We start from the raw sequence: 26,002 nt of genomic DNA on the forward strand, positions 1-26,002 counted from the left end.
AAGTCCGGTGGCCACCTCCACCACCAAGGCCCTGGCCGGGGACGAGCCTCCGCGGCCCTCTCCCCGCCCGGGCGGCGAGGGCACCGCCCGGCGGCGCGGCGCGCTCTGGCACCGGCTCGACATCAAGGGCGCCCCGTACGCGTTCGTCGCGCCGTTCTTCATCATCTTCGCCGCGTTCAGCTTCTACCCGCTGATCTACACCTCGTGGATCTCCCTGCACGACGTGGAGCTGGCCACCCTCGATGTCATGGAGTGGGTGGCGTTCGACAACTACGTCGAGCTGTGGGGCGACTCGCGGTTCTGGAACGCGGTGCAGAACACGATCACCATCGGCGTCATCTCCACGGTGCCGCAGTTGATGATGGCGCTCGGCATGGCGCACCTGCTCAACTACCGGATGCGCGCCTCGCTGTTCTTCCGGGTCGCCTCCCTGGTGCCGTACGCCACCTCGGTCGCCGCGGCCGCCCTCGTCTTCACCATGATCTTCGAGCGCGACTTCGGCATGATCAACTGGGCGCTCGGCTCGGTCGGGATCGACCCGGTGGACTGGGAGGCCGACAAGTGGCCCGCCCAGGTCGCGATCTCCACCATCGTCATCTGGCGCTGGACCGGCTACAACGCGCTGCTCTACCTGGCCGCGATGCAGGCCATCCCCGCCGACCGCTACGAGGCGGCCTCCCTCGACGGCGCCTCGCGGTGGAAGCAGTTCATCCACGTCACCATTCCCGGGATCCGCTCCACCATCGTCTTCACCATCGTGCTCTCCACGATCGGCGCCACCCAGCTCTTCGGCGAGCCGCTGATCTTCGGCCAGGGGCCCAACGGTGTCACCGGCGGCGCGGACAACCAGTACCAGACGCTGGGCCTGCTGCTGTACGAGGAGGGCTGGAAGAACTACCAGATGGGCCGCTCGGCGACCGTCGCCTGGGCGATGTTCATGCTGCTGGTCCTCGTCTTCGTCGTGCAGCGCGTCATCAAGCGCCTGCGCTCCCGAACGTCCTGACCTGGAGTCGTCATGACCACCCAAAGTCTCCCGGCCCGGACCGACGCCCCGGCCCGGACCCCCGCCGTGAAGGAGAAGGGCCGCGGCGGCCGCCGGCTGCTGCGTCAGCGCGCCGGCCGCCAGCACCACGCCGGCCCCCTCGCCTACGTACTGCTCGCCATCATGGCGATCCTGTCGATCTTCCCGCTGTACTGGACGATGGTGGCCGCGTCCACCGACAACACCCGGGTCAGCCAGACGCCGCCCCCGTTCCTGCCGGGCCCGAACCTGTTCAGCAACCTCGCCCGGGCCTGGGACGAGGCGGCGATGGGCAAGGCCATGGTCAACAGCCTCATCGTGGCCGGGGTGATCGCCCTGTCCACGGTGCTGTTCGCCACCCTCGCCGGGTTCGCCTTCGCCAAGCTGCGCTTCAAGGGGCGCAACGCCCTGCTCATGCTGGTGATCGGCACCATGATGGTGCCGCCGCAGCTCGCCGTCGTACCGCTGTTCATGATGATGGCCGACCTCGGCTGGTCGCAGCAGCTGCCCGCCGTCATCTTCCCGACGCTGGTGAGCGCGGTCGGCGTGTTCTTCATGCGGCAGTACCTGACGGAGGCGCTGCCGGACGAGCTCGTCGAGGCCGGGCGCGTGGACGGGGCGCACTCGCTGCGGATCTTCTTCAGCATCGTGCTGCCCATCGCGCGGCCCGCGATGGCCGTCCTGTTCATGATCACGTTCGTGCACGCCTGGAACGACTTCTTCTGGCCGTTCGTGGTCCTCGACATGACCAACCCGACGGTGCCCGTCGCGCTCACCCAGCTCAGCGCGGGCTACGTCCGCGACCAGTCGCTCATCATGGCCGGCGCGCTGCTCGGCACGCTGCCGCTGCTGGCGATGTTCATCGTCTTCGGCCGCCAGATCGTCAGCGGCATCATGGCGGGCGCCGTCAAGGGCTGACCCGCCCCGCCCCCCCAAGCACCCCCACCTGAAAGGATTTACGTGGTCACCGCAGCACACCAGACCGCCTCCGCCCCGGACGCCGCCCGCACCTTCCCCAAGGGCTTCCTCTGGGGCTCGGCGACCGCCTCCTACCAGATCGAGGGGGCCGCCGCGGAGGACGGCCGCACGCCGTCCATCTGGGACACCTACGCCCGGACCCCCGGCCGGGTCCGCAACGGCGACACCGGTGACATCGCCACCGACCACTACCACCGGCGGAGCGAGGACGTCGCCCTCATGGCCGAACTCGGCCTGGACGCCTACCGCTTCTCCCTCGCCTGGCCCCGGATCCAGCCCACCGGCCGCGGCCCCGCCGTGCAGAAGGGCCTGGACTTCTACCGGCGCCTGGTGGACGAACTGCTGGAGAAGGGCATCCAGCCCGTCGCCACCCTCTACCACTGGGACCTGCCCCAGGAACTGGAGGACGCCGGCGGCTGGCCCGAGCGCGCCACGGCCGAGCGGTTCGCCGAGTACGCGGCCCTGGCCGCAGACGCCCTCGGCGACCGGGTGAAGACCTGGACCACCCTCAACGAGCCCTGGTGCAGCTCCTTCCTCGGCTACGGCTCCGGCGTGCACGCCCCCGGCCGCACCGACCCGGTCGCCGCGCTGCGCGCCGCCCACCATCTCAACCTGGCGCACGGCCTGGCCGTCCAGGCGCTGCGCGAGCGGGTCCGTGCCGACGCCCAGGTCTCCGTCACCCTCAACATCCACCACGTCCGCCCGCTCACCGGCAGTGAGGGCGACGCGGACGCGGCCCGCCGGATCGACGCCCTGGCCAACCGGGTCTTCACCGGCCCGATGCTGAACGGGGCCTACCCGGAGGACCTGCTGAAGGACACCGCCGAGCTGACCGACTGGGCCTTCGTGCAGGACGGCGACCTGCGCCAGGCCCACCAGCCGCTGGACTTCCTCGGCGTCAACTACTACACGCCCACCGTCGTCTCGGAGACCGACGGCAGCGGCGCCCACACCTCCGACGGGCACGGCAACAGCTCCCACAGCCCCTGGCCGGGAGCCGACCGGGTCGCCTTCCACCAGCCGCCCGGCGAGACCACCGCCATGGGCTGGGCCGTCGACCCCACCGGCCTGTACGACCTGCTGGGCCGGCTGTCCGTCGACTTCCCGAGGCTGCCGCTGGTCATCACCGAGAACGGTGCCGCCTTCGACGACTACGCCGACCCCGAGGGGCAGGTCAACGACCCCGCCCGGATCGCCTACGTCCGCGGTCACCTGGCCGCCGTCCACCAGGCCATCCTGGACGGCGCGGACGTGCGCGGCTACTTCCTGTGGTCCCTGCTGGACAACTTCGAGTGGGCCCACGGCTACAGCAAGCGCTTCGGTGCCGTCTACGTCGACTACCCGACCGGCACCCGCATCCCCAAGGCGAGCGCCCGCTGGTACTCCGAGGTCGCCCGCACCGGCGTACTGCCCGGCGCCTGACCGGGCCGGTGCGGTACCCGACCGCCCGCCCCGCCGGGTGCCGCACCACTGGTCCGCCCCCGTCCTCCACCGCACCGGCCGAGGACGGGGGCGGACACGTGCCCGCCGCCGGCTCAGTCGAGCGGGGCGAGCGTGAGCCTGGCCTCGGCCGGGTTGCCGTCGTGCACCAGTGACTCGTGGTTGCCGACGTCGTCGAAGGCGAACGCGTACGCCTTCCCGTCGGCCATGCGCTCGTGGATGATCCGGGCGTAGTGGTTGGTCACCGAGTCCCGGTAGAAGTCCGCCGCCGAGGGGTCGGGCTGGTTGGGGTTGCTCAGCAGCGTCGAGCGGTTGAAGCCGGCGCACAGCGTGCGCGAGATCGGCCCGCGCACCTGGTCGTTGGGCGCGTCCAGGAGCCGGTGGCAGCCGAAGACGCTGGAGGCGTCCGGCTTCTGGAAGCTGGTGACGACCGCGCCGGAGGTGTTGGTGAAGTTCATGACGTTGCCCGAGACGCGCCCGAAGTACTTGGTGTCCGGACGGTCGCCGAAGGGCGTGACGGTGAGCGTGGCCGTCGCGTACTTCTGCCACACGCGGTTGATGTAGTCGTCCATGACCGACGCGGGCAGCGCCCCGGTCTCCACGCCGTACAGCGGCGCCAGCGCCCGCAGCACGGTGCCGTCGGGCCGGGTCTGGATCAGGCCGCCCCAGCCAGGCTGGGCCCGCAGCGCGTCGAACACCCCGCGGTAGCCACCGGACTTGAGCTGCCCGGCGCTGCTCACGCCGCCGTCGGCGCGCTGCACGCCGACGGAGTAGGGCGCGGAGAACATGTCGACCTGGGTGCTGTTCAGCCACAGCCCGCCGTCGTTGAGCGTGTACTCGGACCAGTTGAAGAGGATGTTGCGGTTGGGGTCGCTGGGGTTCTGGACGGCGGGCTGGACCAGGCCGCCCGTGGTGAGCCGGAAGTCCAGCTTCTGGCCGTAGGAGAAGTAGATGCGTCCGGACAGCTTCGGGATCCGGATGGTCTTGGTCTGTCCCGCGGCCGGTCCGGGGATGGACGCGTCCGGTGCGGGAGTGGGGGGATTGCCGCCGGCGGGCCAGGCGTGGAAGGTGCCGTTCTCGTCCGCCCAGCCCTGCTGACCGGTCGTCAGCGAGGTGCCCAGGTTGTAGATGTGGACGGCGTCGCCACGGGCGGAGTTGTTGGTGATCTTCAGGGGGATGGTGGCGGGCACCGCGGCGTCCGCGGGCGGTGCGGCGCCGAACGAGAGCAGGGCGCCGGTCAGGCCTGCGGCCGCGGCCACGGCGAGCAGACGGTGTCTGAGTCGGGAGAGCACTCTCCACCTCCGTGCGGGTGTGGGGGAATTGGTCCGTACCGATTCTGAGAGCGCTCTCAGCGTTGCGCCGGGGCGCGTTCATGTCAATGCGCGCGGTGGAAGTACGCGAGTCGGAACGCGGGGCCGCTTCCGCCTCCGCGGCGGCACCTATCGCGGCGCGCCGCACCCGTCCGGGCTCGTGCCGCCCTGCACGACGGGACTGGCCACCGCATAGTGCCGGACTCCTGCCGCTCCCCGCCGCTCCGCTTCGGGCCACAGGCAGTCCAGGACCGAGGCGGACGGCGGGAAGAGCGCCGACGGCACCGACTCGCGGGCGAACCACTCCCAGCGCTCGATCTTGTCGGGCTCGGTGACCCGGGGCGCACCGGCCGCCCGTTCGGTGACGGCCGCCGCCGTCACCCGGGTCAGCCCGCCCGCACCGTCGACGAGCACGGCCAGCACCCGCACCTCCGCGGGGGCCGCGACGAGCCCGGTCTCCTCCGCCAGCTCCCGGGCGGCGGCCGTCTCGAAGTCCTCGCCCGCGTCGACCTTGCCGCCGGGCAGTTCCCAGCGTCCGTCGTGACCGAGTCCCAGCAGCACCCGTCCGGCGGGATCGAGGACGGCGAGGCCGACACCGGTGAGGCTCTGGGCGGCGGGGCGGGCGCGTTCGGGGCGCTCGGCGCCCGGGGCGGAAGCGTTCACCGGCTCATTCCACACCGTGCCGGCTCCCGGCGGCCACCGGGGGCAGCACGGCGGCCGCGTCGTGGAACGCGCGGCGCAGGGCGACGATGCCGTCGCCCGTCCTCGTCGGGTGCACCCGGTTGGTGAGCAGCACGGCGTACCGTCGCGTGGCCGGGTCGATCCAGAGGCTGGTGCCGGTGAAGCCCGTGTGGCCGTACGAGTCCGGGCCGAACACCTCCCCCGCGGGGGAGCCGACCGGGTCGCGGCCCTGCCAGGCCAGAGCGCGCCGCAGCGCCAAATGGTCCGTGTGGGCGGCCGTCATCAGGGCGAAGGTGCCGGGCCGCAGCAGGTCCCGGCCGCCGGCGGCGAGGGCGGCGCCCAGCCGTTCCATGTCCGCGAGGGTGGAGAACAGGCCCGCGTGCCCGCCGGCCCCGCCGAGCACCACCGCGTTCTCGTCGTGGACCTCGCCCACCACCCGGCGGCCGCGCCAGGGGCAGTCCTCGGTGGCCACCGCCCGCGCCCGGCGTCCCGCGTCCGGCCGGAAGACGGTGTCGCGCAGGCCGAGCGGCGCGCACACCAGCCGCTCCACCAGCGCGGCCAGGGGCTCCCCGGCCGCCGCCTCGGCGATCAGGCCGAGGACGATGAAGCCCTGCGAGGAGTACTGGACGCGGGTACCCGGCGCCGCGGTCAACGGCAGCAGACGCACCGCCTCCAGCAGCGCCACGCGGGTGGAGTGGTCGCGGTACAGCGGTACCTGCCCCGGTATCCCCGAGGTGTGCGTGAGCAGTTGACGTACGGTCAGCTCCGCCTTGTCGCCGCCCCGGTAGTCCGGGAGGTACGCGCCCACGGTGTCGTCGAGGCCGAGCGCGCCGCGTTCGACGAGCGCCAGGACCACGAGCCCGGCGATCGGCTTGGTGACCGAGGCGAGGTCCCACACGTCGTCGCCGTCCAGCGGCGGTCCGCCCCAGCTGCAGGTGCCGGTCCAGCCCCGGTCCAGTGGTCCCTCCGGACCTCCGACGGACCAGGCGGCGCCGGAGTAGACGCGCTGCTCCCGCCCCTCGGCGAGGAGTTCGCCCAGGGCGCTCATGCCTCCTCACCGCCACCGGTCGCGTCCACCACGCCGAGTACGGGGGTGCGCGCGCCGAGCCCGGCGGACACCGTGCGCGCGGCGGCCCGCACCATCGGTCCGAACACCTCCAGGCTGCCGGGGTCGAGGGTGAAGGTCAGCCCGGCGATGCCGAGGGCACCCACGGTCCGGCCCTCCGCGTCCAGCACGGGAGCCGCCACCGACCGCACGTCCGGCTCGTCGTACTCGTCGTCCACGGCGTAGCCGCACAGCGCCGCCCGCGCGAGCACCGCCCGCAGCGCGGCGGGGTCGGTGGGGGTGCTCGGCGTGCGCGCCTCCAGGTCCGGCGCGTCCAGGACCGCCTCGGTCTCCTCGGCGGGCAGCGCGGAGAGGATGGCGAGCCCCACGCCGCAGGTGTGGAGCGGCGACCGGTGGCCGGGCCGGGTGCCCATGCGGTACTCGCGGGCCGGCTCCGACTGCTCCAGGTACACGGCGTCCGAGGCGTGGCGCACCGCGTAGAACGCGACGTGGCCGGTGCGCCGGCGCAGGTCGGCGAGGACGGGCCTGGTCAGTTCCAGCACCCGGCTGTCGCCCAGGGCCGCCGCCGCCAGACCCAGCAGCCGGGGCCCCGGACGGTAGCTGCCGCCCTCGGCGGGCTCGGCGAAGCCGTACTCCGCCATGGTCCGCAGGTGCCGGTGGACGGTCGGCTTGGTCAGTCCTGTGCGGCGCGCGATCTCTCCCAGCCGGTGGGGGCCACCGGGCTGGACGAGCGCATCGAGCACCTCCATCGCCTTGTCGACGGGGCCCTTCACGAGTTCCTGGTCGACCGACCGGGTGTTGACCGCTTTCACCATGTCGCTTAGCTTAACCCAACCGCATTCCATCTGACGGAACGGAGGTGTTGTTCAATGGAACGAATTCTTCAGGGGCGCACGGTGGACCGCAGCCGTCCCAGCCGACGCCAGGTCCTGCGGACCGGCGGTCTGCTGCTCGGAGCGCTCAGCGCTCCCGCGCTCCTGAGCGCGTGCGGCACGACCGCCGCCGCGGACCGGGCCGGCAACGTCCTGCGGGTCTCCCAGACGGGCGACCCGAAGACGCTGGACCCGCAGAAGCAGGGCGACATGGTGTCCATGAACGTCCTGATCAACATGTTCGACACCCTCACCACCCGCGGCCGGGACAACCGGCTGCACCCGAGGCTCGCCCTGACCTGGAAGGCCACCGACGCGCGCACCTGGCGCTTCGTCCTGCGGCCCGGGGTGACCTTCCACAACGGCGAGGTGTGCGACGCGCGCGCCGTGGCCTTCAGCATCGAGCGGCTGCTCGACCCGGCGACCAAGTCACCGATCGTCGAGCTGCGCTTCGTCGAGGGCGTCACCGTCGTCGACCGGCTCACCGTCGACATCCACACCACCGTGCACGACCCCATCCTGCCCGCCAAACTCTCCCTGTTCGGCGGCGTCGTCGTACCGCCCCGCCACCTCGCCGACGTGGGCGACGCGGCCTTCGCCGACCACCCCGTCGGCACCGGCCCCTTCACCTTCACCAGCTGGCAGCGCGACCACGAACTGCGGATGCGGGCCTACGACGACCACTGGAACGGACGCCCGGCCGTCGACGGGCTCGTCTTCAGCCCCGCCCCCAACGCCTCGTCCTCCCTGGCCGCCCTGCAGAGCGGCGGCGTCGACCTCGTCGCCGGACTCACCCCGGACGCCGCCCAGCAACTCGACGGCTACGGCGGCATCACCATCGACGGCTACACGGGGATCCGCACCGCCTACCTGTCCCTGAACACCCTGGAGAACGGCCCGCTCCAGGACCGCCGGGTACGCCAGGCGCTCAACCACGCGATCGACGTCCCGCTGCTCATCAAGGCCGTGCTCGGCGGCAAGGCCACCGAGACGCCCGCACTCGTCCCCCGCGGCTCCTTCGGCTTCGACCCCACCGTCAAGCCCTTCACCCGCTCCGTCGACACCGCACGGCGGCTGCTCGCCGAGGCCGGTCACCCGCACGGCTTCTCCACCACGCTCACCGCCTCCAACGTCGACGCCAACGTCGCCGAGGCCCTGTCCGGACTCCTCGCCAGGGCCGGGGTGGACGCCCGCGTCAACCTGCTCGACCCCGGCACCTACTCCGCCCGCCTCACCTCCGACAACCGCGGTGCGCTCGGCCCGATCTACCTCGCGGCCAGCACCGTCTGGACGATGGACGGCGCGAGCATCGTCCAGTCCAACGTGCGCAGCGACCGCCGCCAGAGCCGCTGGCACTCCGCCGAGGCCGACCGCCTCATCGACGCCGAGGAACTCTCCGAGGATCCCCGCAGGCGCGAAGAGGCCTTCTCGGACCTGCAACGCCTGATGCGCCGGGAAGCACCCTTCGTCTTCCTCTACCAGATCGACAACATCATCGCCCGCAACGACCGGCCCCGCTGGACGCCGGGAGCGGCGGGCGTCCTCTCGATGGAGAGCGCGGAGGTGTCCCGATGAGCGCCCTCACCCTCGACAAGCCGCCCACCCGGGCGGACACGCCGACCCGCCGCACGGACCGGACGGGGCTGCTCCTCGGGGTGGCCAAGCGTCTGCTCACCGCCCTGTTCGTGCTGCTGTGCACGGCGACCGTCGCCTTCTTCCTCGTCCGCCTGTCCGGCGACCCGGTGAAGATCCTGCTGCCGCCGGACGCCACGGCCGAACAGGAGCAGGTGCTGCGCCACTCCCTGGGCCTGGACCAGTCCCTGTTCGCCCAGTACCTCGACTACCTCTGGGGACTGCTCCACCTCGACTTCGGCGACTCCCTCGTCTACGGCCAGCCCGTGAGCGAGATCCTCGCCGACCGGCTGCCCGCCACGATCGAACTGGCCGCCGCCGCGCTCGCGGTGACCCTCGTCATCGCGATCCCGGCGGGCATCGTCGCGGCCATGCGGCGCGGCCGGGGCACCGACAACACCGTGATGACCGGCGTCCTGCTCGGCCAGTCCACCCCGCCGTTCTGGGTCGGCATCCTGCTCATCCTCGTCTTCGCCGTCTGGCTGCGCGCCCTGCCCGCCTCCGGCTACGGCACCCTCGCCAACCTGGTCCTGCCCGCCGTCACCCTCGCCGTGTACTCCGTCGCCGTCGTCGCCCGTCTGCTGCGCTCCTCGCTGATCGACGTCCTGTCCTCCGACCACATCCGCAGCGCCCGGGCCAAGGGATTCGGGCCGCTGAAGGTGGTGCTCAGGCACGGACTGCGCAACGCCTCGCTGCCGGTGGTCACCGTCGTCGGCCTGGAGGTCGGCAACCTGCTCGGCGGGGCGATCCTCACCGAACGGGTCTTCTCCTGGCCGGGGGTGGGCCAGCTGACCATCGAGGCGATCTCCAACCGCGACTTCCCGCTCGTCCAGGCCACCGTCCTGTTCTTCGCCGCCACCTTCGTCGTGGTGAACCTGCTCGTCGACCTCTCCTACAGCTTCCTCGACCCGAGGGTGAGGACGTCCCGATGACCGTCATGTCACCGGCCGCGACCGACGTGACCCCGGACAAGAAGCCGTCCGGCGGCTCCGGATCCGTCGTCCTGCGCGGCCTGCTGCGCAACAAGCTCGCCGTACTGGCCCTCGCCGTGCTCGTACTGCTGCTGTTCGCCGCCCTGTTCGCCCCCCTGATCGCCCCCTACGACCCCAACGCGCAGAACCTCCTGCTGCGGCTGCGACCCCCCGCCTGGCAGGACGGCGGCAGCGGCGCCCACCTCCTCGGCACCGACCAGCTCGGCCGCGACATGCTCTCCCGCGTCATCCACGGCGCCCGGGTCTCCCTGCTCGTGGGCGCCGGCGCCGCACTCCTCGCCGGCGTCATCGGTACGGTCGTGGGCCTCGCCTCCGGATACTTCGGCGGCTGGGCCGACCGCACCCTCATGCGGCTCGCCGACGTCCAGCTCGCCTTCCCCTCCCTGCTGCTGGCCCTCGCCGTCGTCGGCTTCCTCGGCTCCGGCCTGTGGGTCGTGATCGTGGTGCTCGGCTTCACCGGCTGGGTCTCCTACGCCCGCGTCGTGCGCTCCGAGGTGATGTCGCTGCGCACCCGCGACTTCGTCACCGAGGCCCGCGCGATCGGCGTCACCGACATCACCATCATGCGCAGGCATCTGCTGCCCAACGTGATGGCGCCCCTGGCCACCATCGGCACCCTGCACGTCGCCGCCGCCATCGTCGCCGAGGCCTCCCTCAGCTACCTCGGCCTGGGCGTCCCCAAGGAGACGGTCACCTGGGGCGGCATGCTCGCCGACGGCCAGCTCTACCTGGGCACCTCCTGGTGGGTCGCCGTCTTCCCCGGCATCGCGCTGATGCTGACCTCCCTCGCAATCAACATCACCGGCGACGCCCTGCGGGACGTCGCGGACCCGAAGGCCTACCGCCGATGACCAACGACCGACCGACAACCGGCCCCGGCCGGCCCACGGGCGACGCGCCCCGGCGGCCCGCCGAGCGGCAACCGCTCCTCGAGATCGACGGCCTCAGCGTCGACTTCCGCCTGGAGGGCTCCGTCGTCCACGCCGTCCGGGACGTCTCCCTCCACGTCCGCGCCGGCGAGACCCTCGCCGTGGTGGGGGAGTCCGGCAGCGGCAAGAGCGCCACCGCGCTCTCCGTCCTGCGTCTCAACCCGAGCCCGCCGTGCGTCTACGCGAGCGGCGAGATCCGCTTCGACGGACGCGACCTGCTGCGCCTGTCCGAGAAGGAACTCGGCCGGGTCCGGGGCCGCGACATCGCCATGGTCTTCCAGGACCCGATGACCTGCCTCGACCCGCTCCAGCGGGTCGGCGCCCAGGTGGCCGAGGTGCTCAGGCACCACACCGGCATGTCCCGCGCCGAGGCCAAGGAGGCCGCGCTGGCGGCCCTCGACGAGGTCGGCATCCCCGACCCGGCCCTGCGCTACCGCCAGTACCCGCACGAACTCTCCGGCGGCCTGCGCCAGCGCGTGATGATCGCGACGGCGCTGGTGGCCCGCCCCCGCGTCCTCATCGCCGACGAGCCGACCACCGCCCTGGACGTCACCGTGCAGCGCCAGATCCTCGACCTCCTGGTCACGCTCCAGCACAAGCACGACATGGCCGTCGTGCTGATCACCCACGACCTCGCGGTCGTCGCGGAGACCGCCGACCGGGTCGTGGTCATGAACCGGGGCGAGGTCGTCGAGACCGGCGACGTCCTCGACGTGTTCGACCGCCCGGCCGACGACTACACCCGCAGGCTCCTGGCGGCCACCCCGCGACTGGAGGCGGCATGAGCACCGACGCGACCGACACCCCCGCCCCGGCCCCCGCCCAGGCGCGCACGTCCGCCGGGCCCCTCCTCGAACTGGACGGCCTGCGCAAGGAGTTCGGCGGTCGGCGCCCGAACGTCGCCGTCGACGACGTGTCGCTCGAAGTCCGCGAGGGCGAGACCGTGGCCCTGGTCGGCGAGTCCGGCTGCGGCAAGACCACCCTCACCCGGCTGCTGCTCGGTCTCCTCGAACCCACCGCCGGAAGCGTCCGCTTCGACGGCCAGGACCTCGCCGCCCTCTCCGCCTCCCAACTGCGCGGCGTACGACGGCAGATGCAGGTCGTCCTCCAGGACCCCCACTCCAGCATGAACCCGCGCATGCGCATCACCGACATCGTCGCCGAACCGCTGGTCACCCACGACCCCGAGGCACGCGGACGGCGCGCACGGGCCCGCAACCGGGAACGGGTCGGGGAACTCCTGGAGGCCGTCGGCCTGGACGCCGGCATCCAGGACCGCTACCCGCACGAGTTCTCCGGGGGCCAGCGCCAGCGCGTCTCGATCGCGCGGGCCCTGGCACTGCACCCCCGGCTGCTGGTGCTCGACGAGCCGACCAGCGCCCTGGACGTCTCCGTGCAGGCGACCGTCCTCGACCTCCTGGCGGACCTGCAACGACGGCTGGGCCTCACCTACGTCTTCGTCTCGCACAACCTCGCCGTGGTGGCGCAGGTGGCCGACCGGGTCGCGGTGATGAGCCGGGGGAGCCTGGTCGAGGTCGGCGAGGCGACGGCGGTGCTGCGCACCCCGCGCCACCCCTACACGCGGCAACTCCTCGACGCCGTACCGGTCCTCGACCCGCGCCGGGGCCGAAGGGCCGCGGCACGCGCGTCGGCCCCACCGGAGGAACCCACCGACGAACCCACCGACGAACCGACGGACGCACCGACGGACGTACCGACGGACGTACCGACGGACGAAGCCAGCCGATGAACCGCCCCACCCTAGAGGTGCGACAACACCAGACCCGCCCCGCCGAGAAGCGCCACGTCGTCGACCGCGGCGGTGCCGACCAGCACCCGCGGCTGCTCGGCCCCCGCGAAGGCGACCGCGTCCCGCAGCCGCTCCTCCACCACGGTACGGAAGCGCTCACCGCCCTCACGGGCCTCACCGTGCAGGATGAACAGGCCCGGCGCGAAGAGCTGCTGCACGTTCACCAGCCCCAGGGCGAGGTTGTGCGCGTACTCCTCCACCACCCGCCCGGCGACCGGGTCCCCGCTGCCGGCCAGCTCGGCCAGCGACACCGCCGCCCCGAGCCCCGCGGCACGCGCCCCGGCCCGCAGCCAGCCGGTCGTGGCCAGGGTCTTCCAGCAGCCCCGGTTCCCGCAGGTGCAGCGCTCGCCGCTGGCCGACACGGTCATGTGCGCGCCGCTGCGCCCGCCGGGCGGAGCCATCACCTCACCGTCGTAGAGGACACCCACCCCGAGGACCTCGCCGGTCGAGACCGAGGCGAAGGTGCGCCGCCCGCGGCCCGCGCCGAACCAGCGGTCGCCGAGCACCTGGAGCCGCGCCCGGTGCTCCAGGCGGACCCCGACGCCGGTGAGGGCGCCCAGCCGCTCCGTCACCGGAAAGCCGTGCAGCGCCGGCACGTCGTTGACCTCCAGGATCAGTCCCGTGAGGGGATCCACCAGCCCCGCGGCGGCCACGCCGATCCCCTGGACCTCGTGGGCGGCGAAGACACCGGCCACCCCGGCCAGCACCCCGTCGATGTCCGCGGGGGTCGCGGTGGCCGCGTCGTACGACGCCTCGGCGCGGTCGAGCACCCGGCCGCCCATGGACAGCACGGCCGCCGTGACCCGGCCGGGCACCAGCTCGACGGCCCCCAGCCGGCGCGGTGCCGGGGGAGTGGCCGGTTGCCGCGCGGCCTCGGGGACCAGTCGCAACGGAGAACTTTCGTGGACCATGCGCCGACTCTGCCATGGCCCCGTTTCGGAGAGGTAGCACCGTGAGCCAATCGAGACTGACCGAACTCACCTGGCGACAGGTGCGCCGGGCCGGCGAGCGGGGCATCGCCCTGCTGCCCATCGGCTCCCAGGAGCAGCACGCCGCGCACCTGCCGATGGGGACCGACACCCTCCTGGTGGAGGAGGTCGTGGACCGGGCGCTGGCCCTCCTCGACCACGAGACCCCCGCGTCCCCCGAACCCCCCGCTTGCGAGGTCGTGCGGCTGCCCGCGCTGCCCTTCGGGCACAGTCCGCACCACCTGTTCGCGGCGGCCGTCTCGCTCTCCGCGGCGACCCTGGGCGCCGTGCTCGACGACGTCCTCGACTCGCTCGTGACCAGCGGCTACCGCCGGATCATGGTCGTCAACGGCCACGGCGGCAACGACGAGATCATGCGGCTCGCGGTGAAGCGGTTCGCGCTGCGCGCCCGGGTCACGGTCGCCGCCTGCTCGTACTGGACCCTCACCGCGGGCGAGGAGGAGGCCGGACGGCCGGACGTCACCCCGGGGCACGCCGGATGGTTCGAGACGTCCCTCATGCTCGCCGCCCACCCCGGCCTGGTGCGCACCCCCGTGCCCGCTCGTACCCCCGTCGAACCGCCACCGCTGTTCGACCACCCGCCCCACCCCGGCCTGACCGTCGAGCGGCACGGCGAGTGGGAGCGGGTGGACGGCTCCACCGACGACGCCTCCGGCGCCGACGCCGGCCGGGGCGGCCGGCTCCTGGACGACCGGGCGCGGGGACTGGCCCGCGCGATCCGGGCCTTCGACGCGGCGAGCCGGTGACCCCCATGATGCGAGGAGAAGAAATGAAGATCACCGACGTCGACGTGTGGGTCGTCAACCTCCCACTCGTCAACCCCTTCACCAGTTCCTTCGAGACCAAGACCGGGGAGACCCGCACCGTCGTGCGGGTGCGCACGGATGCGGGCGTCGAGGGCTGGGGCGAGACGATGTGGGGCGCGCCGGTCGCCGCGATCGTGCGCCGGCTGGTGCCGGACCTGATCGGGACCAGCCCGTTCGCGCTGGAGGGCTTCCACCGCAAGCAGCACATGGTGCCCTTCTTCTACGGCTACCTCGGCTACGCGGCGATCGCCGCCGTCGACGTCGCCTGCTGGGACGCGATGGGCAAGGCCACCGGCCAGTCCGTGACCGACCTGCTGGGCGGCGCCGTCCGCGACGAGGTACCGATCACCGCGCTGATCACCCGTGCCGACGCGCCGGGGGCGGGCCCGGCCGACCTGCCCGGGGCCATGGCGGAGCACGCCGTGCGCGTCGTCGAGGAGGGCGGATTCGACGCCGTCAAGCTCAAGGGCACCAAGGACTGCGCGGGCGACGTCGCCATCCTGCGCGCGGTCCGCGAGGCGCTGCCCGGCGTGAACCTGCGGGTCGACCCCAACGCGGCCTGGTCGGTCCCCGACTCGGTCCGGGCCGGTATCGCCCTGGAGGAACTGGACCTGGAGTACCTGGAGGACCCCTGCGTCGGCATCGAGGGCATGGCCCAGGTGAAGGCCAAGGTACGCATTCCGCTGTGCACCAACATGTGCGTCGTCCGCTTCGAGGACTTCGCCCCGGCGATGCGCCTGAACGCGGTCGACGTCATCCACGGTGACGTCTACAAGTGGGGCGGCATCGCGGCGACCAAGGCGCTCGCCGCGCACTGCGAGACCTTCGGTCTGGGCATGAACCTGCACAGCGGCGGCGAACTCGGCATCGCCACGGCCGCGCACCTGGCCGTCGTGTCGAGCACACCCGTCCTGTCGCGGGCCATCGACAGCATGTACTACCTGCACGCGGACGACATCATCGAGCCGCTGCACCTGGACAACGGCCGGCTGCGGGTGCCCTCGGGACCGGGCCTGGGCGTGAGCGTGGACGAGGACAAGCTCCGCCACTACGCGGGCGTCAACGAACGGGACGGTGACCTGACCGGATGAGCGAGCCGAACGGCAAGCGGGCGGTGCACACGGACGGGGCGCCCCGACCCGCGGGCGCCTACTCCCAGGGGGTGGTGGCGGGCGGGTTCCTGTTCACGGCCGGTTTCGGCCCCCAGGACCCGGTCACGGGCGCCGTACCGGAGGGCGTCGGAGCGCAGACCGCGCAGGTGCTGCGCAACGTCGGCGCGGTCCTGGCCGCGCGGGGCCTGTCCCTGCGGGACGTCGTGAAGGTCACGGCGCACCTCCAGCACCTGAGGCGGGACTTCGCCGCGTACGACGCGGCCTACCGCGAGTTCTTCGAGGAACCCTGCCCGGTGCGCACCACGGTCGGGTCCGACCTGATGGACATCCTCGTGGAGATCGACGTGGTGGGCCTGCTGCCGGGCCCGGACCCGGTCCTGCCCGGGTGATCCATCGGTGCTCGCCGGTCCCGCCGGGGCCGGCGGGCACCGCAGTCGTACGCTGATCAGCACCGACCGACATCGTGTGGGAGTCGAACGTCATGCCCCTGCTGGAGCCCAAGCCGGAAACCCTCCGTCCCGGCACGCACCGTGCCGCGTCCGCCGACCGGGTGCCCGACGCCGGGGCCACGGGTACCCCCGAGCCGCTGCGGGCCGGCCTGACCGCTCTGCTGGGCCCCGACAAGGTCCTGTGGAAGGTCTCCGACCTGGTGAAGTACGCCTCCGACGCCAGCCCCTACCGGTTCGTGCCGCAGGTCGTCGTGCTCCCCGAGACCGTCGACGACGTGGCCGCGGTGCTGGCGTACGCGCGCGACCACGGCCGCCAGGTCGTCTTCCGCGCCGCCGGCACCAGCCTCAACGGCCAGGCGCAGGGCGAGGACATCCTGGTCGACGTGCGGCGGCACTTCACGGGCATCGAGGTCCTGGACGGCGGCGCACGGGCCCGCATCCGGCCCGGCACCACGGTCATGCGGGCCAACGCGACCCTCGCCCGGTACGGCAGGATCCTGGGGCCCGACCCGGCCAGCGCCATCGCCTGCACCGTCGGCGGGGTGGTCGCCAACAACGCCTCCGGCATGACCGCGGGCACCACCCGCAACTCGTACCGCACCCTGGCCTCACTGACCTTCGTGCTGCCCGGCGGCACCGTCGTCGACACGGCCGACCCGCACGCGGACGAGACGCTGGCGCGGACCGAGCCGGAGCTGTGCGAGGGGCTGCTGGCGCTGAAGGCGGAGATCGAGGCGGACCCGGAGCTCACCGCCCGCATCCGGGCCAAGTACCAGATCAAGAACACCAACGGCTACCGGCTGGACGCCTTCCTGGACGGCGCGACGCCGGTGCAGATCCTGCGCGGGCTCATGGTCGGCTCCGAGGGCACCTTCGGCTTCATCTCCGACGTCGTCTTCGACACCCTGCCACTGGACCGCAGGGTCTCCAGCGGCCTGCTCTTCTTCCCCTCGCTGACCGCCGCCGCGGCGGCCGTACCCCTGTTCAACGAGGCAGGGGCCCTCGCCGTCGAGCTGATGGACGGCAACACGCTGCGCGCGTCGGTGAGCGTGCAGGGCGTACCGGCCGACTGGGCAGGTCTGCCGCGGGAGACGGCGGCGCTGCTGGTGGAGTTCCGGGCGCCCGACGAGGCGGGGCAGGCGGCCTTCGAGCGGGCGGCCGCCCGGGTCGTGGAACGCCTCGAACTGGTCGCGCCGGTCGCCTCGGTGACCAACGAGTTCACCCGCGACGCCAAGACGATCTCCGGCTACTGGAAGGCCCGCAAGGCCTTCGTCACGGCGGTCGGCGGCTCCCGCCCGGCGGGCACCACCCTGATCACGGAGGACTTCGCGGTCCCGCCGTCCCGGCTGGCCGACGCCTGCGAGGACCTGCTCTGCCTCCAGGCGGAGCACGGCTTCGACGCCGCCGTCGCCGGTCACGCCGCCCACGGCAACCTGCACTTCCTGCTCGCCTTCGACGCGTCGAAGGCCTCCGACGTCGACCGGTACGCCGCTTTCATGGACGACTTCTGCCGGATGACCGTGGAACGGTTCGACGGGTCGCTGAAGGCCGAGCACGCCACCGGACGCAACATCGCGCCCTTCCTGGAGCTCGAATGGGGGCCCCGGGCCACCGAGTTGATGTGGCGGCTCAAGCGGCTGATCGACCCCGGGGCCGTGCTGGCGCCCCGGGTCGTCCTCGACCGGGACCCGAGGGCCCATCTGCGCGGACTGAAGACGATCCCCGGGATCGAACCGCTCGCGGACCCCTGCATCGAATGCGGTTTCTGCGAACCCACCTGCCCCAGCCACGACCTGACGACGACTCCGCGCCAACGCATCGTGCTGCGCAGGGAGATGCTGCGGCAGCCGGACGGTTCTCCGGTGGAGGAACAACTCCTCGCCTCCTACGGCTACGACGCCGTCGACACCTGCGCCGGCGACTCCACCTGCGCGATCGCCTGCCCGGTCGGCATCGACACCGGCGCCATGATGAAGGACTTCCGCCACCGCAGGCACTCGCCGCGCGAGGAGCGGATCGCCGCACTCACCGCCAGGCGGTTCAAGACCGTCGAGGCGTCGGCCCGCCTCGCGGTCGGCGCGGCCGAGAGGATCAGCGACCGCCTGCTGGAGGCCGCCACCGGCCTCGCCCGCAAAGCCGTACGCCCCGATCTGGTGCCCGAGTGGCTGCCGGAGATCCCGGGCGCCGCCGCCCGCACCGCGCCGCCCACCTCCCGGGCGGGCGCGAGCGCCGTCTACTACCCGGCCTGCGTGAACCGGATCTTCGCCGGCCCGGACGGCGACGGCACCCCCTCGCTCCAGCAGGCCGTGGTCGACGTCTCGGCCCGCGCCGGCCGGCCGGTGTGGATCCCGGACGACGTGGCGGGCACCTGCTGCTCGACGATCTGGCACTCCAAGGGCTACGCGGACGGCAACACCGTGATGGCCAACCGCATCGTCGAGGCCGCCTGGGCCTGGACCGACGGCGGACGGCTCCCGCTCGTCGTCGACGCCTCCTCCTGCACGCTCGGCATCCGGCACGAGGTCGTCCCCCACCTCACCCCGGCCAACCGGGAACTGCACGGGCGCCTGAAGGTGATCGACTCCGTCGTGTGGGCCGCCGAGGAACTCCTGCCGCGGCTGACGGTCCTCCGTACGACCGGTTCGGCCGTGCTGCACCCGACCTGCTCGATGCAGCACCTGGGCGACGTCGACCAGCTCCGCGCGGTCGCCGAGGCGGTCGCCGACGAGGTCGTCGTCCCGGACGACGCCGGGTGCTGCGCCTTCGCCGGGGACCGGGGGATGCTGCACAAGGAGCTGACGGCGTCGGCGACGGCCAAGGAGGCCGCGGAGGTGACCTCGCGCGCCTACGACGCCCACCTGTCCGCCAACCGCATGTGCGAGATCGGCATGGACCGCGCGACCGGCCGTGCGTACCACTCGGTCCTCGTCGAGCTGGACCGGGCGACCCGGCCGGACCGGCCGGCCGGACCGAGGCGGGCGGCCGGTACCTAGGACGTGCGGCGTGCCTGGTACACCGAGTCGTAGATCGGGAAGACGTGCCGCAGGCCGGTCAGCGCGAAGAGCTGCTTGGTGTTGGCATCCGTGATGACGAGCTTCAGCTCGCCGTGCACCGACTGGACCCGTTTGAGGGCGCCGACCAGCACGCCCAGGCCCATGGAGTCGATGAACGCCACCGCGCGCAGGTCGACGACGAACCGCCGGTGACCGTCCGCGAGTCGCTCGATCATGTGCTGCTTGATCGTGGGCACGGTGTACACGTCCACCTCTCCGCGGATCTCCACGATGGTCCAGTCCCCGACGGCGCTGTGGTTGATCTCGATGGGAGGTTCCATACGCACTCAACGGCATGCCGTGGGCAGAGGTGGTGCCGCACATTCGTTCTGCATATGCGTGAACGACTGGCCAAAGGATCACCGGGGGTGCTGCCCGCGGCATAGGGGCTCCGTCGGCCCCCGCCGTGCGGGTTCGGCCATTCGGGCCCATCCTTGAAGCCGGGCCACGAAGCCCACAGACCGACCCACCGGGAGGTCCTGTGATTCTGCTCGCGCTGCTTCTCCCAGTCGTGATGATGGCCTTCCTCTTCGCCGCGGACGCGCTCGAGGATCTGATCTTTCCGCCCCCGGCGGCCCCGGAGGAGGACGCCCCGGCCGCGGACATCGCCCGGACGACGTCCCCCTGACCGGAGTCAGGCCGCGCGGCGCTCGTCCAGGGGGCGGCGCCGCAGGCGCGCCCGCTGGAGCGCCGGGGGCACGAAGACCTGGTCGAGCGCGCCGACGTCGCTGCCCGGCGGGACGATCTCGTCGATACGGTCGAGCAGGTCGTCACCGAGGGCGACGTCCAGGCCGGCGAGCAGGTCGTCGAGGTGATCCATCGTGCGCGGCCCGACGATGGCGCTGGTCACGCCCGGGTGGGCGATGGTGAACGCCATCGCGAGATGGGTCAGCGGCAGGCCCGCCTCGGCGGCGAGCGGGACGAGCCGTTCGACCGCGTCGAGACGGCGCTCGTCGCCGAGGTGCCGGACGAGCCCGGCGCGGCGCAGCTCGTTCGGCCCGCCCTTGCGCACCCGCCCCGTGAGCAGCCCCTGCCCGAGCGGGCCCCACACCAGCGTGCCCAGCCCGTGGCGCTGCGCGACCGGCAGCACCTCGCGTTCGATGCCCCGGTCGAGCAGCGAGTACGGCGGCTGCTCGGTGTGGAACCGGGCAAGACCGCGCCGCTCGGCGACCCACTGAGCCTCCACGAGGTCGGACGCCGGGGTCGTGGACGTGCCGATCGCACGGACCTTGCCGCTGCGGATCAGGTCGGAGAGCGCCGAGAGTGTCTCCTCGACGTCCGTGTCGGGGTCCGGCCGGTGGATCTGGTAGAGATCGATGTGGTCGGTTCCGAGGCGGCGCAGCGAGTCCTCCACGGCCGTCATGATCCAACGCCGGGAGGCGCCCCGCTGGTTGGGGTCGTCCCCCACCGGGCGGCTCACCTTGGTCGCGAGGACGACACGGTCGCGCCGCCCCCGGAGCGCCTTGCCGACGACCTCCTCGGAGTCGAGGTAGGCGTCCGCGGTGTCGATCAGGTTGATCCCGGCGTCCAGCGCCTTGTGGATGATGCGGGCGGAGTCGTCGGGGTCCGGATTTCCGACCGAGGTGGCGAACATCAGGGCGCCGAGTGCGTAGGGGCTGACCTGGATGCCCGTGCGGCCGAGCGTGCGGTACTGCATGGCAGTCACGCCTTTCCTTGCGAAGGGACCCGGGCAGCGCGCGGCACCGGCGAACCGGGCCGGCGCAACCCGCCGGCCTCCAGGGTGTGGCGGCGCCGCCCGCGGCGGGAGAGACGTCCTCGTCCAGGGACCGGCCGTCCCTGGCTGCGGACGGCGAGGCGGGGCATGGTGGGTGGGTGGACAGAACCGAGCTGGCCGACTTCCTGCGCCACTGCCGTACCCGACTCGCCCCTGCCGACGTGGGCCTCCCGCAGGGTGCGCGGCGCCGCACCCCGGGGCTGCGCCGCGAGGAGGTGGCGCAGCTGGCGGGCATGTCCACCGACCACTACACACGGCTCGAACAGGCCAGGGGATCGCGTCCGTCCCGGCAGATGCTCGCGGCCGTCGCCCGCGCGCTGCGGCTGACCGACGACGAACGGGACCACCTGTTCCACCTGGCCGGCGAGGAGCCCTCGCGCGACCGCACGCCCACGGACCACGTCCGCCCCGCCCTGCTCCTCCTCCTGGACCGGCTGACCGACGTCCCCGCCCAGGTGGTGAGCGACCGCGGCGACGTCCTCGCGCAGAACGCGATGGCCAAGGCGCTCCACGGCGACGCGTCCGCCCGTCCCGAGGCGGAGCACAACGTCGTCTGGCGCTTCTTCACGGACCCGGCCGCGCGGGGACGCTTCCCGGCCGAGGACCACGACCGGGCCGCCCGCGCGGCGGTGGCGGATCTGCGCGCCACCCTCGCCAAGCGCCCGGACGACGCGCGGCTGGCGGCACTCGTACGCCGGCTGCGCGCCCGCAGCGAGGAGTTCGCCGCGCTCTGGGACAGCCACGAGGTCGCCGTGCGCCGTGGCGACGTCAAGCGCTTCCTGCACCCGGTCGTGGGCCTGCTGGAGCTGGACTGCGAGGTGCTGCTGAGCCCCGAGCACGACCAGCGGCTCGTCGTCTACACCGCCCGCCCCGGCAGCGAGTCCCACGAGCGGCTGGAACTGCTGCGCGTGGTGGGTCTCCAGAACCTGACCCGCGGCTGAACGGGAGGCGGGCCGCGGCCTCGGGGGAGGCCGCGGCCCGCCTCGGGTCTCGGGCACGGCCCGGGACGGCGGGGTCTCAGCCGTCGCTCGTGGTCACCTTCACCTCGTCGACCACCAGTTGCTGCGGGAAGGAGGTCGAGCCGTCGGGGTCGCCGGGCCAGTAGCCGCCGACCGCGAGGTTCAGGATGAGGAAGAACGGCTTGTCGAAGACCCAGTCCTTGCCGCCCAGGTCGGCCGGCGTACGGGTCTGGTAGACGTTTCCGTCGACCGACCAGGTGATCCTGTCCGGGGCCCAGTCCACGGCGAAGGTGTGGAAGGCGTCGGCGAACGCCTCGCCGTTCGGCAGCGTGTAGGCCGCGCCGATGCCGCCCGAGCCGGAGTAGCCGGGGCCGTGGATGGTTCCGTGGACCGTGGACGGCTCGAAGCCGACGTTCTCCATGACGTCGATCTCGCCCGAGTTCGGCCAGCCGACCTCGCCGATGTCCTGGCCCAGCATCCAGAAGGCGGGCCAGATGCCCTGCCCGCGCGGGATCTTCATCCGGGCCTCGACGTGGCCGTAGGTGGCGGTGAATTTGCCGGAGGTGTTCAGCCGTGCGGAGGTGTACTCGCACGTGCCGTACCAGCACTGGTAGTTGCCCGGGTTCTCGCGACGGGCCTCGATGACCAGGTTGCCCTGGCCGTCGAGCTTCGCGTTGTCCGTGCCGGGCGTGTAGTACTGCCGCTCGTGGTTGTTGACGTTGTCGCCGGTCTCGAGCTGCCACTTGGAGGTGTCGACGCCGGAACCGGCGGGCCCGTCGAAGGTGTCGGAGAACGTCACCGCCGCGGCGGTCTGCGGACCGCGCTCCGCCTGGGCGGGTGTCACCGCGGCCGTCGCGACGAGGGTGGCGGACAGAGTGGCGAGCAGGCAACTGCGGAGCAGTCGTGGGGAGGCCATGTCTCTCCCTTTCGTGGGCCCGCTCCCACGAGAGGGGAGCGGGCACGGGGGGTGGGGGGAAGGTGGTGCGTCGGTTCGGGCGCGGGTGGGGCCGGCCCGGTCAGTCGAAGGACTCCAGCGTGATCGCCGCGTCCTTGGGATCGCCGTCGTGCACGAGCGACTCGTGGTTGCCGACGTCGTCGAAGGCGAAGGCGTACGCCTGGCCGTCGCGCATCTGGGCGTGGACGAGGCGGGCGTAGTGGTTGGTGACGCCGTCCTGGTAGAAGCCGGAGGCGTCGGCATCGGGCTGCTGGGAGTTGGTGAGCAGCGTGGAGCGGTTGTACGCGGCACACAGCGTCCGCGAAATGGGGCCGCGCACCTGGTCGTTGGGGGCGTCGAGCTTGTTGTAGCAGCCGAAGACCGAGTCGGAGTCCGGCTTCTCGAAGGAGGTCACCACCGCGCCGCTGCCGTCGGTGAAGTCCATCCTGCCGCCGTTCACCTTGCCGAAGAACTTCGTGTCCGGCTGCTCCTTGAACGGCGTCACCGTCAGCGTCTCGGAGGCGTACTTGCTCCAGACCCGGTCGATGTAGTCGTCCATCACGCCGGCGGGCAGGTCGCCGGAGCCGATGCCGTGCCCGGGGGCCAGGACGCGCAGCGGCGAGCCGTCGCTCCGCGTCTGGACCAGCCCCTCCCAGCCGCCGCCCTGCTGGGCGAGACCGTCGGCGACCGCCTTGTACCCGCCGGGCTTCAGCGAACCGGTCTGCTTGGTGGAGCCGTCGCCCGCCGTCAGGCCGACGGAGTAGGGGGCCGAGAACATGTCCACCTGGGTGGAGTTGATCCACAGCCCGGAGTCGTTGAGCGTGTACTCGGTCCAGTTGAACAGCGTGTCGTGGTTGGGGTCGGCGGCGTTCTGGACGGCGGGCTGCACGAGACCGCCGTCGGCGAGCCGGAAGTCGAGCTTCTTGCCGTACGAGAAGTAGACCCGGCCCGAGAACTTCGGAAGCTGAACGGTCTTTGACCCGCCGTTTGCGGGCCCCTCGAACGAGGCGTCGGGGGCGGGGACCGGCGGGGCGCCACCGGCCGGCCAGGCGTGGAAGGCGCCGCTCTCGTCGGCGTATCCCTGTTGCCCCGAGGCGAGTTCGGTGCCGATCACGTAGACGTAGACCTGTTCGGCACTGCCGGAGTCGTTCTTCAGGGTGAGCGGGATGGTGTCCGGCACCGCCGACGCCGGTTCGGCCGGTCCGACGACGACGGCCACGGCGCCGATCGACGCCGCGACGGCCAGGGACGCCGTCAGCTTGCGTGGGGAAAGCACACGGTCCTCCTTGGTGTGGGGGGACTTGCAGCGTTGTAGTCCTTCCCTGTGCATGTCAACTAGTTGAACGAGATCAATCGGAAGAAGGCACTCCAGGTTCGGAAGGTGAAGTGGGGCGTCCTCATTGACATGTCCGCCGTCAATTACGATCCTGGAGCCGCTGCCAACTTCCATCGATGTACATCACGGCCCGTGGAAGCGGAGGGACATGCCGCCCCTGACCGGAAGCCCGCCGAACGGGACCGGAAAGCTCTCCCGCCGCGTTCGCGGCACCCTCGCCGCCCTGGTGGCCGGTGTCCTCGTCGCCCTCCTGCTCCTGGTGACCTCCGCCGGGTCCGCGCAGGCGGACCAGACCGCCTTGCGGGCCGCCGATCCGAGCGTGATCCGGGTCGGTGGCACCTATGTCTCGGTGCAGTCCGCCGGGGGCGGCATCGCCGTACGCCAGGCCGCGTCCACGGCCGCGCTGGCGGCGGCGCCCGCCCGGCAGGTCTGGTCGGACACGCGTGGTCGCGGCGAGGTGTGGGCGCCCGAGATCGTCCGGGACGGCGGCCGCTACTACATCTACTTCTCGGCCGGTCGCGGCGCGGACCACCGGATGTACGTGATCAGCTCCGCCGCCGCCGACAGCGGCTACACGGCCGAGACCGAGCTGGCCCTGCCGGACGACAAGTGGGCCATCGACGGCACCCTGTTCACCTACGAGGGGCAGCGGTGGTTCGTCTGGTCCGGCTGGGCCGGCGACACCAACGTCGAACAGAACCTCTACATCGCGCGGATGAGCGGCCCGACCACACCGACCGGGGCGCGGTACGTCATCTCGCAACCGAGGGAGAGCTGGGAGCGGGTGGTGGGCAACCCGTTCATCAACGAGGGCCCCGAGCCCGTCAAGGACCCGAACGGGCAGTTGCACATCGCCTACTCCGCCAACGGCAGCTGGAGCGACCAGTACTGCCTGGCCGACCTCCGGCTGCGGGCAGGCGGCGACCCGACGTACGTGTGGGACTGGTACAAGTCCAACGGCTGCCTCTTCGGGTCCCACCGCGCCACGATGATGGCGGGCTGGGACCCCACGCTCCACGTCGACGGACCCGGTCACCACAGTTTCGTCCTGCTCGACGGCGACATCGCCACGAGCCCGCCCGCCGGCCCCAGGTTCCCCCTGATGTTCCACGCGGTCGCGAAGGGGACGCCGTACTCGTGGGAGAACCGGCACTGGTACACCGGCACCTTCTGCTGGTGGGGCGGGACCACCTACAGCCGGGCCGGCGTTCCGGGCCCCACCAGCGACACCGGCTGGAGCCTCAAGTTCTTCGAGTAGGGACGTAGTGCCGGACCGCGGTGCGATCCGCTCAGGGCGCCAGGGACCAGCGCGGCGCCACTCCGGCCAGCCCGCAGACCAGGAAGTACAGCGGGAGGGGCGCGGTGTAGGGCGAGTCGCCGTCGGGGCCGTGGACCAGGCGCGGCCCGGCCGGCCGGCCGCCCGGCCGCGGCCGGGTCCAGGACGGGTCGCCGACGACGTAGTGGGTGCCGGACGGCCACGCGATCCCGATGTCGGATCCGGAGGGCACGATCCACCACCAGCGCCCCTCGTCGGCGAACACGCAGCCCGCACGGGGGAGACGGGCCAGGATGCGTTCGCCGTGGGACGCGGAGGTGCCCACGGCGTCGTGCCCCAGGTCGGCGCGGAGTCCGGCGGGAAGGCTGAGCGGGGCCGGGCCCGGACGCCGTCTGCGGGGCGGGCGGGCGGCGGCGCCGGACGAGCACGGGCGGTCACGGACGGTGGCTGCGGACGGACGTGGATCACGGGTGTGCTGCAGGTCCATGGGGGGTGGTCCTTTGGCCGCGACGGACGGCAGGAGAACGTTGTCAGGCGAGATCGCCCCATGGGTGGGGACGGGTCTCCGGCAGGACGGTCGTGGTGTGCGGGGTCGGAAATCGCAGAGGGCGGTGAAGTCACT

The 26,002-nt window shown here is 72.4% G+C and carries 25 protein-coding genes; 15 read left to right on the forward strand and 10 right to left on the reverse strand.

The genetic code is table 11. The annotated features are described in order from the left end of the window. Nucleotides 1-7 precede the first annotated feature (7 nt). From ACFYZ3_RS21295 to ACFYZ3_RS21305, 3 genes are read left to right on the forward strand one after another with little or no spacing between them, the layout of a single operon-like run. Entirely contained in the window at nt 8-1,003 is a 996-nt protein-coding gene (locus ACFYZ3_RS21295; protein ID WP_361009039.1) for a sugar ABC transporter permease, read from the forward strand. A gap of 12 nt (nt 1,004-1,015) precedes the next feature. After that, nucleotides 1,016-1,939 carry a carbohydrate ABC transporter permease gene (locus tag ACFYZ3_RS21300; protein ID WP_115745857.1) on the forward strand — a complete coding sequence of 308 codons (924 nt, stop codon included), beginning with the start codon at nt 1,016-1,018 and terminating at the stop codon, nt 1,937-1,939. A 42-nt stretch (nt 1,940-1,981) separates the two neighbouring features. After that, the gene (locus tag ACFYZ3_RS21305) at nt 1,982-3,421 is read left to right on the forward strand and encodes a GH1 family beta-glucosidase (protein WP_388519891.1); all 1,440 of its coding nucleotides are present in this window, start codon (nt 1,982-1,984) and stop codon (nt 3,419-3,421) included. A gap of 113 nt (nt 3,422-3,534) precedes the next feature. Here ACFYZ3_RS21305 and ACFYZ3_RS21310 read toward each other — a convergent pair whose 3' ends face one another. The 4 genes from ACFYZ3_RS21310 to ACFYZ3_RS21325 all read right to left on the reverse strand — a co-directional run bounded on the left by ACFYZ3_RS21310 (nt 3,535) and on the right by ACFYZ3_RS21325 (nt 7,311). Then, nucleotides 3,535-4,731 carry a glycoside hydrolase family 64 protein gene (locus ACFYZ3_RS21310; protein WP_388519894.1) on the reverse strand — a complete coding sequence of 399 codons (1,197 nt, stop codon included), beginning with the start codon at nt 4,729-4,731 and terminating at the stop codon, nt 3,535-3,537. A gap of 147 nt (nt 4,732-4,878) precedes the next feature. After that, nucleotides 4,879-5,412, reverse strand: coding sequence for an NUDIX hydrolase (locus ACFYZ3_RS21315; protein WP_388519897.1), 534 nt, complete (start codon nt 5,410-5,412; stop codon nt 4,879-4,881). Between the two features lie 4 nt (nt 5,413-5,416). Then, complete coding sequence (locus ACFYZ3_RS21320) at nt 5,417-6,478, reverse strand: serine hydrolase domain-containing protein (RefSeq protein WP_388519900.1); 1,062 nt, start codon at nt 6,476-6,478, stop codon at nt 5,417-5,419. Then, nucleotides 6,475-7,311, reverse strand: a complete 837-nt coding sequence (locus ACFYZ3_RS21325; RefSeq protein WP_388519903.1) for an IclR family transcriptional regulator — start codon at nt 7,309-7,311, stop codon at nt 6,475-6,477. The genes ACFYZ3_RS21320 and ACFYZ3_RS21325 overlap by 4 nt, the downstream gene beginning before the upstream one ends. 54 nt (nt 7,312-7,365) lie before the next feature. Between ACFYZ3_RS21325 and ACFYZ3_RS21330 the strand changes: the two genes are divergently transcribed. Genes ACFYZ3_RS21330 through ACFYZ3_RS21350 form a run of 5 tightly spaced genes read left to right on the forward strand, consistent with a single transcriptional unit; the run spans nt 7,366 to nt 12,671 of the window. Next, complete coding sequence (locus ACFYZ3_RS21330) at nt 7,366-8,943, forward strand: ABC transporter substrate-binding protein (protein WP_388519906.1); 1,578 nt, start codon at nt 7,366-7,368, stop codon at nt 8,941-8,943. Continuing rightward, nucleotides 8,940-9,932, forward strand: coding sequence for an ABC transporter permease (locus ACFYZ3_RS21335; protein WP_388519909.1), 993 nt, complete (start codon nt 8,940-8,942; stop codon nt 9,930-9,932). Before ACFYZ3_RS21330 ends, ACFYZ3_RS21335 begins: the two co-directional genes overlap by 4 nt. Next, complete coding sequence (locus tag ACFYZ3_RS21340; protein WP_388519912.1) at nt 9,929-10,843, forward strand: ABC transporter permease; 915 nt, start codon at nt 9,929-9,931, stop codon at nt 10,841-10,843. Before ACFYZ3_RS21335 ends, ACFYZ3_RS21340 begins: the two co-directional genes overlap by 4 nt. Then, nucleotides 10,840-11,706: an ATP-binding cassette domain-containing protein gene (locus tag ACFYZ3_RS21345; protein WP_388519915.1), complete on the forward strand. Its 867-nt coding sequence runs from the start codon at nt 10,840-10,842 to the stop codon at nt 11,704-11,706. Before ACFYZ3_RS21340 ends, ACFYZ3_RS21345 begins: the two co-directional genes overlap by 4 nt. Then, nucleotides 11,703-12,671 carry an ATP-binding cassette domain-containing protein gene (locus ACFYZ3_RS21350; protein WP_388519918.1) on the forward strand — a complete coding sequence of 323 codons (969 nt, stop codon included), beginning with the start codon at nt 11,703-11,705 and terminating at the stop codon, nt 12,669-12,671. The genes ACFYZ3_RS21345 and ACFYZ3_RS21350 overlap by 4 nt, the downstream gene beginning before the upstream one ends. 11 nt (nt 12,672-12,682) lie before the next feature. On the opposite strand, the gene ACFYZ3_RS21355 is transcribed toward ACFYZ3_RS21350, so the two are convergent. Continuing rightward, nucleotides 12,683-13,621, reverse strand: coding sequence for an ROK family protein (locus ACFYZ3_RS21355; protein WP_388520566.1), 939 nt, complete (start codon nt 13,619-13,621; stop codon nt 12,683-12,685). 62 nt (nt 13,622-13,683) lie between these two features. Here ACFYZ3_RS21355 and ACFYZ3_RS21360 point away from each other — a divergent pair, with 62 nt between their 5' ends. The 4 genes from ACFYZ3_RS21360 to ACFYZ3_RS21375 all read left to right on the forward strand — a co-directional run bounded on the left by ACFYZ3_RS21360 (nt 13,684) and on the right by ACFYZ3_RS21375 (nt 19,080). Continuing rightward, on the forward strand, nt 13,684-14,466 hold the full coding sequence (locus ACFYZ3_RS21360) for a creatininase family protein (RefSeq protein ID WP_388519920.1): 783 nt from the start codon (nt 13,684-13,686) through the stop codon (nt 14,464-14,466). A 23-nt stretch (nt 14,467-14,489) separates the two neighbouring features. Further along, a complete protein-coding gene (locus tag ACFYZ3_RS21365) occupies nt 14,490-15,617 on the forward strand; it encodes a mandelate racemase/muconate lactonizing enzyme family protein (protein WP_388519923.1) in 1,128 nt (375 codons plus the stop codon). Next, complete coding sequence (locus tag ACFYZ3_RS21370; RefSeq protein WP_388519926.1) at nt 15,614-16,027, forward strand: RidA family protein; 414 nt, start codon at nt 15,614-15,616, stop codon at nt 16,025-16,027. Before ACFYZ3_RS21365 ends, ACFYZ3_RS21370 begins: the two co-directional genes overlap by 4 nt. A 92-nt stretch (nt 16,028-16,119) precedes the next feature. After that, entirely contained in the window at nt 16,120-19,080 is a 2,961-nt protein-coding gene (locus ACFYZ3_RS21375; RefSeq protein WP_388519929.1) for an FAD-binding and (Fe-S)-binding domain-containing protein, read from the forward strand. Here the strand turns inward: ACFYZ3_RS21375 and ACFYZ3_RS21380 are convergent. Next, complete coding sequence (locus ACFYZ3_RS21380) at nt 19,077-19,421, reverse strand: STAS domain-containing protein (RefSeq protein WP_388519932.1); 345 nt, start codon at nt 19,419-19,421, stop codon at nt 19,077-19,079. The genes ACFYZ3_RS21375 and ACFYZ3_RS21380 overlap by 4 nt on opposite strands. Nucleotides 19,422-19,621: 200 nt before the next feature. Between ACFYZ3_RS21380 and ACFYZ3_RS21385 the strand changes: the two genes are divergently transcribed. Then, on the forward strand, nt 19,622-19,768 hold the full coding sequence (locus ACFYZ3_RS21385; RefSeq protein WP_388519935.1) for a hypothetical protein: 147 nt from the start codon (nt 19,622-19,624) through the stop codon (nt 19,766-19,768). Between the two features lie 6 nt (nt 19,769-19,774). On the opposite strand, the gene ACFYZ3_RS21390 is transcribed toward ACFYZ3_RS21385, so the two are convergent. Then, nucleotides 19,775-20,797 carry an aldo/keto reductase gene (locus tag ACFYZ3_RS21390; RefSeq protein WP_388520569.1) on the reverse strand — a complete coding sequence of 341 codons (1,023 nt, stop codon included), beginning with the start codon at nt 20,795-20,797 and terminating at the stop codon, nt 19,775-19,777. Nucleotides 20,798-20,973: 176 nt separating this feature from the next. Here ACFYZ3_RS21390 and ACFYZ3_RS21395 point away from each other — a divergent pair, with 176 nt between their 5' ends. Beyond that, nucleotides 20,974-21,816, forward strand: a complete 843-nt coding sequence (locus tag ACFYZ3_RS21395; protein WP_388519937.1) for a helix-turn-helix transcriptional regulator — start codon at nt 20,974-20,976, stop codon at nt 21,814-21,816. A gap of 76 nt (nt 21,817-21,892) precedes the next feature. Here ACFYZ3_RS21395 and ACFYZ3_RS21400 read toward each other — a convergent pair whose 3' ends face one another. Together ACFYZ3_RS21400 and ACFYZ3_RS21405 are read right to left on the reverse strand one after the other, a co-directional pair. Continuing rightward, the gene (locus ACFYZ3_RS21400; protein WP_388519940.1) at nt 21,893-22,750 is read right to left on the reverse strand and encodes a family 16 glycosylhydrolase; all 858 of its coding nucleotides are present in this window, start codon (nt 22,748-22,750) and stop codon (nt 21,893-21,895) included. A 100-nt stretch (nt 22,751-22,850) separates the two neighbouring features. Continuing rightward, entirely contained in the window at nt 22,851-24,044 is a 1,194-nt protein-coding gene (locus ACFYZ3_RS21405; RefSeq protein ID WP_388519943.1) for a glycoside hydrolase family 64 protein, read from the reverse strand. Between the two features lie 208 nt (nt 24,045-24,252). Here ACFYZ3_RS21405 and ACFYZ3_RS21410 point away from each other — a divergent pair, with 208 nt between their 5' ends. Then, on the forward strand, nt 24,253-25,362 hold the full coding sequence (locus ACFYZ3_RS21410; protein ID WP_388519946.1) for a glycoside hydrolase family 43 protein: 1,110 nt from the start codon (nt 24,253-24,255) through the stop codon (nt 25,360-25,362). 31 nt (nt 25,363-25,393) lie between these two features. On the opposite strand, the gene ACFYZ3_RS21415 is transcribed toward ACFYZ3_RS21410, so the two are convergent. Next, a complete protein-coding gene (locus ACFYZ3_RS21415; RefSeq protein ID WP_388519949.1) occupies nt 25,394-25,867 on the reverse strand; it encodes a hypothetical protein in 474 nt (157 codons plus the stop codon). Between the last annotated feature and the right edge of the window lie 135 nt (nt 25,868-26,002).

Origin of the sequence: Streptomyces sp. NPDC001599 (assembly GCF_042893535.1) — a bacterium.
Lineage (GTDB): Bacteria > Actinomycetota > Actinomycetes > Streptomycetales > Streptomycetaceae > Streptomyces.